Origin of the sequence: Pectobacterium sp. S5, assembly GCF_051707265.1 — a bacterium.
GTDB classification, from domain to species: domain Bacteria; phylum Pseudomonadota; class Gammaproteobacteria; order Enterobacterales; family Enterobacteriaceae; genus Pectobacterium; species Pectobacterium polare.
On sequence record NZ_JAULSZ010000009.1, the window covers coordinates 60,197 to 66,370 of the forward strand.

Here is a 6,174-nt window from a genome sequence, read left to right on the forward strand (position 1 = left end):
GTGATTGATACACAACGGCTGCGGGCTGAGCAGTTGGCCCGCGCTTCTGATGTGATTCGGCACGACGATTTACCTTTTGAGCAGCCCGCGTTTATCGCGGGTGCGGATGTTGGCTTTGAGCAAGAAGGCTCAGTAACCCGCGCTGCAATTGCGGTAATGCGCTATCCTTCGTTGGAACTGATAGAATACAAGATTGCACGTATTAGCACGACAATGCCTTACATTCCCGGCTTTCTTTCGTTTCGTGAATGCCCTGGGCTACTCGCTGCGTGGGCGTTGCTTGAACAGAAACCGGATCTGCTGTTTGTCGATGGACATGGGATTTCCCATCCGCGTCGTCTCGGCGTTGCCAGCCATTTTGGTCTTCTCGTTGATGTTCCGACGATTGGCGTGGCGAAAAGCCGGCTTTGTGGCCGATTTGAGCCTCTGGCAGAGGGCGTTGGCAGCCAGCAGCCGTTACTGGATAAAGACGAGCAGATTGGCTGGGTATGGCGCAGTAAAGCGCGCTGTAATCCGCTGTTTGTGGCGACGGGGCATCGAGTCAGTCAGGATAGTGCATTGCACTGGGTACAATCTTGTATGCGCGGCTACCGTTTACCGGAGCCGACTCGTTGGGCTGATGCTGTCGCATCAAACCGCCCCGCATTTGTGCGTTGGCAACGGCAGCAAGCCGCTAACGTATTGTCGTAAAACTTTAGGAATTCAGGCATAGGGCGTCACTGTGATTTCAGGTACACTGCCGTCCGTCGCCGTTAATGAGCATAAAAATGTTACGTAACCCCATTCATTTACGTCTGGAAAAGCTGACGAGCTGGCAACATGTCACTTTCATGGCATGTCTTTGTGAACGTATGTATCCAAATTACCACGAGTTTTGTCGTCAAACAGAATTCGGCGACGCGATGGTTTACCGTCGCATTCTCGATCTGGTATGGGAAACATTGGTTGTTAAAGATGCGAAGGTCAATTTCGATAGCCAGTTGGAAAAGCTGGAAGAAGCGGTTCCCGCTGCTGAAGATTACGATCTTTACGGCGTCTACCCAGCTATTGATGCCTGCATCGCACTGGGCGAGCTGATTCATTCGCGTTTAAGCGGTGAAACGCTGGAACATGCGATAGCGATTAGCGAAACGTCTATCCGCACGGTTGCCATGCTGGAAATGACGCAGGCGGGCAAAGAAATGACCGACGATGAGCTCAAGGTTTTGCCTGCAATTGAAGAAGAATGGGACATCCAATGGGAGATTTTTCGCCTGTTGGCGGCCTGCGAAGAACGGGACATTGAGTTGATCAAAGGGCTCCGTTCCGATGTGCGCGAGGCCGGAAGTAGTAACATCGGGATAAATTTGCATCAATAACGCGATAAAACGTGATTTAAGGCCTGAAATGGCCTGTCTTAAGGCTTCACATTCGCACCCTGTCTGGTCTACATTTGGGGGGCGTAAAAAAAGTGGCTGTCGGTGCGTGTATGCAGGAGAGTGCTATTACACCCTGAAACGGGAAAGGGCATATCCGTCGCACTCGATGCTTAGCAAGCGATAAACACACTGTAAGGATAACTTATGAATAAGACTCAACTGATTGATGTAATTGCGGACAAAGCTGATCTGTCAAAAGCACAGGCTAAAGCAGCTCTGGAATCAACTTTGGCGGCAATTACCGAGTCTCTGAAAGAAGGTGATGCAGTACAATTAGTTGGTTTTGGTACGTTTAAAGTGAACCATCGTAATGAGCGCACTGGCCGCAACCCACAAACCGGGAAAGAAATCAAAATTGCTGCTGCCAATGTGCCAGCGTTTGTTTCTGGCAAGGCTCTGAAAGACGCTGTTAAATAAGCCCATGCCGGTTAAAAGTTTAAGCAGAGGGGCGTTTTCGCCCCTTTTGCTTTTACGACGTTTGTGTGGCGCAGGCCTCGTGCTGATAGCCGTGGTAGCCTGTAGTAGCCGCACCGCACCGCCGGACGTTTTCGCCAGCGGTTACGTTGCCGATCGTGGTGTTGTGCGTTTGTGGCGCAAGGATGATGCGCAGAACACGACGGCGCTGACCACCGTATACAACCCGCTTCAAGGCAATGCTCTGGTGGTGACGCGCTATACGTTCCAGCAGGATAAGCTACGCGAGATACAGCGTAATCAGCTCGGGGCGCAACAAGAAGATATGCGTTTGCGCTTTGCAGAAGATGGCACTGTCAGCTTTATGCAGCGGCAGCTTGCCGAAAGACGTGAATCGGTTTCTGATGATGAAATCGCGCTCTACCAGTTCGATGCGAAGCGCATGCTGGAATTGAGCGATGTATTGCGTGCAGGCAAGGTGAGATTAAAGCAAGGGAAATGGCTGGAAGGGCAGGTGCAGTCTTGTGACGGTACGGTAGTTCGCCCTGATTTTGACAATGACTCGCGTGAATGGATCGCACAGCAAAAAGCGCATGCAACGCGCCCGCTAAACGTTGCGTGGCTGGAAGCGCCAGAAGGGACGCAGTTATTGCTGGTGGTGGAAGATGACGTCTGCCAGTGGCAACCTAAATAGCCATTAGCTATAAAAAACCCGGATTTCTCCGGGCTTCAGTATTGATCAGACAATCGTTATCGCATCGCTTATCAGGCTTGCTCGCGCTCAATAGCACGGTAGCCGATGTCTTTTCGACAGAATACTCCTTGCCACTGAATACCCGCTGCTATTTCATAAGCACGTTGTTGCGCTTCAGCGACGGTATTGCCTAATGCAGTGACGCACAGTACACGGCCACCGTTGGTCACGACATTAATGCCGTTCAACTTGGTGCCAGCATGGAAAACTTTGCCATCTTCGGCATCCTGCTGAGGTAAACCGGAAATCACATCGCCTGTATTGTAGTCAGCCGGATAGCCGCCTGCAGCCAATACCACGCCCAGAGATGGACGTTCATCCCAGACTGAATCTTTCTGATCCAGCGTACCGTCACAGGCCGCCAGACACAGCTCCACCAGATCGGAGCGCAGACGCAGCATAATTGGCTGTGTTTCTGGATCGCCAAAGCGGCAGTTGAATTCGATCACTTTTGGCTGACCATCGGCAGAAATCATCAGACCGGCATACAGGAAACCGACGTAGGTATTTCCCTCTGCGGCCATGCCGTTGACGGTCGGCCAAATCACCTGATCCATCACGCGCTGGTGGATTTCATCGGTCACGACCGGAGCTGGCGAATAAGCGCCCATACCACCGGTATTCGGGCCCGTATCTTTATCCCCAACACGCTTATGGTCCTGGCTGGTTGCCATTGGCAGCACATTCTTGCCATCCACCATCACGATGAAGCTGGCTTCTTCGCCATCAAGGAACTCTTCCACCACGATACGGTGTCCGGCATCGCCGAATGCATTTCCCGCCAGCATATCCTGAATGGCGTTTTCTGCTTCCTGCAACGTCATGGCGACAATCACGCCTTTACCAGCGGCTAACCCATCAGCCTTGATGACGATCGGTGCGCCTTTGCTGCGTACATAGGCCAGCGCGGGTTCAACTTCGGTGAAGTTCTGGTATTCCGCCGACGGAATATTGTGGCGTGCCAGAAAATCTTTAGTAAAGGCTTTAGAGCCTTCTAACTGTGCAGCGCCCTGCGTTGGGCCAAAGATTTTTAGACCTGCGCTCTGAAATGCATCGACAACACCGATAACTAACGGTGTTTCCGGGCCAACGATGGTCAAATCGATGTGATTTTCCTGCGCAAAAGCGACTAACGCTGGAATATCAGTGGCGGCGATATCGACGTTGGTCAGCGCCGGCTCAAGCGCGGTGCCCGCGTTTCCTGGAGCAACATAAACACGTTTTGCCAGCGGTGACTGTGAGGCTTTCCAGGCTAGCGCATGCTCGCGTCCGCCATTACCAATTACTAAAATGTTCATTTCGGTCTGCTCCAGAATTAATGGCGGAAATGGCGCATGTCGGTAAAGATCATCGCAATGCCGTGTTCGTTGGCGGCAGCAATGACTTCATCATCACGAATCGACCCGCCCGGTTGGATCACGCAAGTAATGCCAACGGCCGCAGCGGCATCAATACCATCACGGAATGGGAAGAACGCATCAGACGCCATAGCGGAACCTTTTACTTCCAGCCCTTCATCGCTCGCTTTGATACCGGCGATTTTCGCTGAGTAAACGCGGCTCATCTGGCCAGCACCTATCCCGATGGTCATGTTGTCGCGTGCGTACACAATCGCATTGGATTTAACGAACTTAGCCACTTTCCAGCAGAAAAGGGCATCACGTAATTCCTGTTCGCTCGGCTGGCGCTCGGTCACGACACGCAGTTGAGAGGTATCGACCATGCCCAGATCGCGATCCTGAACCAGCAAACCGCCGTTGACGCGTTTGAAATCCAGCCCAGGAACGCGTTGTTGCCAGCTACCGCTAGTCAGGACGCGTACGTTCTGTTTGGCTGCGGTCACCTTCAACGCTGCCTCGCTGGCAGATGGGGCAATAATGACTTCGACAAACTGGCGGCTAATGATGGCCTGCGCCGTCTCTTCATCCAGCTCGCGGTTGAAAGCGATAATGCCGCCGAATGCAGATGTTGGGTCGGTTTTATAGGCGCGCTCGTAAGCATCAAGAATTGAGTCGCCAATCGCTACGCCGCACGGATTCGCATGCTTAACGATAACGCAGGCCGGCTCGGCAAATTCTTTCACACATTCCAGCGCCGCATCGGTATCGGCGATGTTGTTATAAGACAGCGCTTTGCCTTGTAACTGTGTTGAGGTAGCGACAGAGGCCTCGTGAATATTCTCTTCTATATAGAAGGCAGCTTGCTGATGGCTGTTCTCGCCATAGCGCATGTCCTGCTTTTTGATGTAGTTCAGGTTTAACGTGCGCGGGAAGTGGCCTGATGGTTTATCGGTTTCACCGTGGTAAGGCGGAACCAGTGCACCAAAGTAGTTGGCAATCATACTGTCGTAAGCGGCAGTGTGTTCGAAGGCTTTGATCGCTAAATCGAAACGGGTTTCGTAGGTCAGTGAACCTTCGTTGGCGTCGATTTCATTAATGATGGCGCTGTAGTCGCTGCTCTTGACCACGATAGCCACATCTTTATGGTTCTTGGCGGCGGAACGAACCATCGTTGGCCCACCGATATCGATATTCTCAACCGCATCTTCTAACGTGCAGTTCTCACGAGCGACGGTCTGAGCAAACGGATACAGATTCACAACGACGATATCAATGGGTTTGATGTCGTGTTGCGTCATGATCGCATCATCTTGATCGCGCCGCCCCAGAATGCCACCGTGTACTTTCGGGTGCAGGGTCTTCACTCGCCCATCCATCATTTCTGGGAAGCCGGTGTAGTCAGAGACTTCAGTCACCGCTAAGCCAGCATCGGCCAGCAAACGGGCGGTTCCACCAGTTGAAAGGAGCTCGACGCCACGGTGGGACAGAGCTTGAGCAAATTCGACAATACCTGCTTTGTCAGAAACGCTGAGCAGAGCGCGGCGAATTGGACGGCGTTGTTGCATGATGATGTTATCCCCTGGATTTGGGTAGTCAGTAAAGAACGGTATGTGAATATCGTCTTTGTTAGAGCCATAATTGCGGAATAAAGAGAAATATTCAGTTAGCGTTCGCAAAAATACGACGATTTTGAACGGGGTGAATTGTAGCGAAAACGTTTGCGTGATGCTCGTCAATTTTTGAGTAGAATGCTTTCTGTGGATAAGTTTGTGCAAAAATAGGTATAAAGCGGGGTTTTGCTGTGGAATGCAGCAAACAGTCATTTTTCTTTAAAACACCTATTGCGGCCTGACGAGAAGTCCCTATAATGCGCATCCACTGACACGGCAACAGCGACACGCGGTTGTGGTGACAGCAAAAAGATTCAACGAAGCAGTCAGTAATGACTTGACTTCACAGCGGAAAAGCATAATATATGCAGCCCGCGCCACAGATGGAGTGGCACTGCTCTTTAACAATTTAATCAGACAATCTGTGTGGGCACTCACAAGACCGTATCTTAAACGATATAAAAAAGTCTTGAAGAGTGAACAACAGTAAAATTCATTACGAATAAACAGTTTTAATTCTTTGAGCATCGCTTCTCGAGTAGAAGCAAATCAAACAAATCTTAAATTGAAGAGTTTGATCATGGCTCAGATTGAACGCTGGCGGCAGGCCTAACACATGCAAGTCGAGCGGTAGCACA

The 6,174-nt window shown here is 51.2% G+C and carries 6 protein-coding genes and 1 rRNA gene; 5 read left to right on the forward strand and 2 right to left on the reverse strand.

What is annotated here, in order from left to right:
- The 4 genes from nfi (at window position 1) to QWJ20_RS21330 (ending at window position 2,526) form a co-directional block, all read left to right on the forward strand.
- Window positions 1-690, forward strand: a complete 690-nt coding sequence (nfi, locus tag QWJ20_RS21315) for a deoxyribonuclease V (RefSeq protein WP_039487689.1) — start codon at window positions 1-3, stop codon at window positions 688-690.
- A gap of 77 nt (window positions 691-767) precedes the next feature.
- Window positions 768-1,358: a YjaG family protein gene (locus QWJ20_RS21320; RefSeq protein ID WP_039487688.1), complete on the forward strand. Its 591-nt coding sequence runs from the start codon at window positions 768-770 to the stop codon at window positions 1,356-1,358.
- Window positions 1,359-1,562: 204 nt separating this feature from the next.
- Window positions 1,563-1,835: a nucleoid-associated protein HU-alpha gene (hupA, locus tag QWJ20_RS21325; protein WP_005970302.1), complete on the forward strand. Its 273-nt coding sequence runs from the start codon at window positions 1,563-1,565 to the stop codon at window positions 1,833-1,835.
- Window positions 1,836-1,839: 4 nt separating this feature from the next.
- Complete coding sequence (locus tag QWJ20_RS21330) at window positions 1,840-2,526, forward strand: DUF1481 domain-containing protein (RefSeq protein ID WP_072012459.1); 687 nt, start codon at window positions 1,840-1,842, stop codon at window positions 2,524-2,526.
- A 71-nt stretch (window positions 2,527-2,597) separates the two neighbouring features.
- Here the strand turns inward: QWJ20_RS21330 and purD are convergent, their stop codons facing one another.
- On the reverse strand, window positions 2,598-3,884 hold the full coding sequence (gene purD / locus QWJ20_RS21335; protein ID WP_010285524.1) for a phosphoribosylamine--glycine ligase: 1,287 nt from the start codon (window positions 3,882-3,884) through the stop codon (window positions 2,598-2,600).
- Between the two features lie 17 nt (window positions 3,885-3,901).
- Window positions 3,902-5,491 (reverse strand): bifunctional phosphoribosylaminoimidazolecarboxamide formyltransferase/IMP cyclohydrolase, encoded by a 1,590-nt coding sequence (gene purH / locus QWJ20_RS21340; RefSeq protein WP_433993397.1) that lies wholly within the window; start codon window positions 5,489-5,491, stop codon window positions 3,902-3,904.
- A 607-nt stretch (window positions 5,492-6,098) separates the two neighbouring features.
- Between purH and QWJ20_RS21345 the strand changes: the two genes are divergently transcribed.
- Window positions 6,099-6,174: ribosomal RNA gene (locus tag QWJ20_RS21345) — 16S ribosomal RNA — on the forward strand; the annotation flags it as partial.

Bases quoted from the DNA above. Each gene is read 5' to 3' on its own strand.
- QWJ20_RS21320 (WP_039487688.1), top strand. From the start codon at position 768: ATGTTACGTAACCCCATTCATTTACGTCTGGAAAAGCTGACGAGCTGG.
- hupA (WP_005970302.1), top strand. From the start codon at position 1,563: ATGAATAAGACTCAACTGATTGATGTAATTGCGGACAAAGCTGATCTG.
- QWJ20_RS21330 (WP_072012459.1), top strand. From the start codon at position 1,840: ATGCCGGTTAAAAGTTTAAGCAGAGGGGCGTTTTCGCCCCTTTTGCTT.
- purD (WP_010285524.1), bottom strand. From the start codon at position 3,884: ATGAACATTTTAGTAATTGGTAATGGCGGACGCGAGCATGCGCTAGCC.
- purH (WP_433993397.1), bottom strand. From the start codon at position 5,491: ATGCAACAACGCCGTCCAATTCGCCGCGCTCTGCTCAGCGTTTCTGAC.